Raw genomic sequence first — 2,883 nt, 5'->3', positions numbered from 1 at the left:
GCGTACGTGATGGCCATCGAAAAGATGCTGGGCCTGGAAGTGCCGCTGCGCGCGCAATACATCCGCGTCATGTTCGACGAGATGACGCGCATCCTGAATCACCTGATGTGGCTCGGCACCCACGCGCTGGACGTTGGCGCCATGGGCCCGTTCCTGTATTGCTTCCGCGACCGCGAAGACTTGTTCGACGCCTACGAGGCAGTATCGGGCGCGCGCATGCACGCGGCCTACTACCGTCCGGGCGGCGTGTACCGCGACCTGCCGGACGCGATGCCGCAGCACAAGGCGTCGATCATCCGCAACGCCAAGGCCATCGGCAAGCTGAACGAAAACCGCCAGGGTTCCCTGCTGGACTTCATCGAAGACTTCGCGCGCCGTTTCCCGAACTCGGTGGACGAGTACGAAACCCTGCTGACCGACAACCGTATCTGGAAACAGCGCACGGTTGGCATCGGCGTGGTCTCGCCGGAAGATGCGCTGGCCATGGGCTTTACGGGCGCCATGCTGCGCGGCTCGGGCGTGCAGTGGGACTTGCGCAAGAAACAGCCGTACGAAGTGTACGACCTGATGGATTTCGACATTCCTATCGGCACCAACGGCGATTGCTACGACCGCTACCTGGTCCGCGTGGAAGAGCTGCGCCAGTCGAACCGCATCATCAAGCAATGCGTGGAGTGGCTGCGCAACAATGAAGGTCCTGTCATGACCAGCAACCGCAAGGTGGCGCCTCCGGGCCGCGTCGACATGAAGACCAACATGGAGTCCTTGATTCACCACTTCAAGCTGTTTACGGAAGGTTTCCACGTGCCGCCAGGCGAGGCCTACAGCGCCGTGGAGCATCCGAAGGGCGAGTTCGGCGTGTACCTGGTGTCCGATGGCGCCAACAAGCCGTACCGCATGAAACTGCGCGCGCCAGACTACGCCCACTTGCAGTCGCTCGACGAAATGGCGCGTGGGCACATGCTTGCCGACGCCGTGACCATCATCGGGACGCAAGACATCGTGTTCGGCAGTATTGACCGCTAAGAGGCAAAAAGTATGTTGTTATCAGAGCAATGCTATAAGAAAATTGACCGCGAGCTGGCCAAGTACCCGGCCGACCAGCGTCAGTCGGCCGTCATGGCCGCGCTGGCCCATGCCCAGGATGAACTGGGCTGGCTGGCGCCGGAAACCATGAAGGAACTGGCCGACTACATCGGCATGCCGGCGATTGCCGTGCAGGAAGTGGCCACGTTCTACAATATGTACAACGTGAAACCCGTGGGCAAGCACAAGATCACCGTGTGCACCAACCTGCCATGCGCCTTGTCGGGCGGCGTGCGCGCTGCAGAGTACCTGAAGCAGAAACTGGGTATCGATTTCCGCGAAACCACCGCAGACGGCCAGTTCACCCTGGTTGAAGGCGAGTGCATGGGTGCTTGCGGCGATGCGCCTGTCTTGCTGGTCAGTAATAAAACCATGTGCAGCTGGATGTCGAACGAGAAAATCGACGCCATGCTGGAGGAACTCAAGAAATGACGTCACTCCACAACCGCCATATCGATCCATTGATCCTGAAGGATCTGGATGGCAAGAACTGGCATTTGCAAGATTATGTGAACCGCGGCGGCTATAGCGCCCTGCGGCGTATCCTGGAAGAGAAAATCACGCCGGAACAGATCATCGCCGACCTCAAGGCTTCGTCCTTGCGCGGCCGTGGCGGCGCGGGTTTCCCTACCGGCTTGAAGTGGAGCTTCATGCCGCGCCAGTTCCCGGGCCAGAAATACCTCGTCTGCAATACAGATGAAGGCGAACCGGGCACTTTCAAGGACCGCGACATCATTCGTTACAATCCCCATGCGCTGATCGAAGGCATGGCCATTGGCGCTTATGCGATGGGCATCACCGTGGGCTACAACTATATCCACGGAGAAATCTTCCAGGAATACCTGCGTTTCGAAGAAGCGCTGGAAGAGGCGCGCGCCGCCGGCTTCCTGGGCGACAAGATCATGGGCAGCGAGTTCTCGTTCCAGTTGCATGCGCACCATGGTTATGGCGCCTATATCTGCGGCGAAGAAACGGCTCTGCTCGAATCGCTGGAAGGCAAGAAAGGCCAACCGCGCTTCAAGCCGCCTTTCCCTGCCTCGTTTGGCCTGTACGGCAAGCCGACGACGATCAACAACACGGAAACCTTCGCGGCCGTGCCATTCGTGCTGAACATCGGTCCAGAGAAATACCTGGCGATGGGCAAGCCGAACAACGGCGGTTCGAAGATTTTCTCGATCTCGGGCGACGTGGAAAAACCGGGCAACTACGAAGTACCGCTCGGCACCCCGTTTGCGACCCTGCTGGAACTGGCAGGCGGCATGCGCGGTGGCAAAAAGATCAAGGCCGTGATCCCTGGCGGTTCGTCCGCCCCGGTGATCCGCGGCGACATCATGATGCAGACCGACCTGGACTACGACTCGATCGCGAAAGCCGGTTCGATGCTGGGTTCGGGCGCCGTCATCGTGATGGACGAAACACGCTGCATGGTAAAGGCGCTGGAACGCCTGTCCTACTTCTACTTTGAAGAATCGTGCGGCCAGTGTACGCCTTGCCGTGAAGGCACAGGCTGGATGTACCGCATGGTGCACCGCATCGAGCAGGGGCAGGGTCGTCCAGACGACCTGGACATGCTCAACTCGATCGCCGACAACATCCAGGGCCGCACCATTTGCGCGCTGGGCGATGCGGCCGCCATGCCGGTACGGGCCTTCATTAAGAATTTCCGTGAAGAATTTGAATATCATATCGAGCACAAGCATTGCTTAGTGCCCGCATATATCTAAGCTGCGTCAGGTAACGATCACCATGGTTGAAATCGAAATAGACGGCAAAAAAGTCGAAGTCCCTGCTGGTAGC

General features: G+C 59.1%; 3 protein-coding genes. All 3 read left to right on the top strand.

Going from position 1 to position 2,883, the window contains the following annotated elements:
• A partial coding sequence (locus tag ASN89_RS26575) for an NADH-quinone oxidoreductase subunit D (protein ID WP_058051337.1) occupies positions 1 to 1,026 on the top strand: 1,026 nt, incomplete at its 5' end.
• A gap of 12 nt (positions 1,027 to 1,038) precedes the next feature.
• A complete protein-coding gene (nuoE, locus tag ASN89_RS26570) occupies positions 1,039 to 1,518 on the top strand; it encodes an NADH-quinone oxidoreductase subunit NuoE (RefSeq protein WP_035820520.1) in 480 nt (159 codons plus the stop codon).
• Positions 1,515 to 2,810: an NADH-quinone oxidoreductase subunit NuoF gene (gene nuoF / locus ASN89_RS26565; RefSeq protein WP_010399729.1), complete on the top strand. Its 1,296-nt coding sequence runs from the start codon at positions 1,515 to 1,517 to the stop codon at positions 2,808 to 2,810. The genes nuoE and nuoF overlap by 4 nt, the downstream gene beginning before the upstream one ends.
• The last annotated feature ends 73 nt before the right edge of the window (positions 2,811 to 2,883 follow it).

The organism is Janthinobacterium sp. Ant5-2-1, assembly GCF_001445815.1.
GTDB classification, from domain to species: Bacteria; Pseudomonadota; Gammaproteobacteria; order Burkholderiales; family Burkholderiaceae_D; genus Janthinobacterium; species Janthinobacterium lividum_E.
Note: the sequence above shows the minus strand (reverse complement) of the source record. Positions and strands in the feature narration are given on the sequence as shown.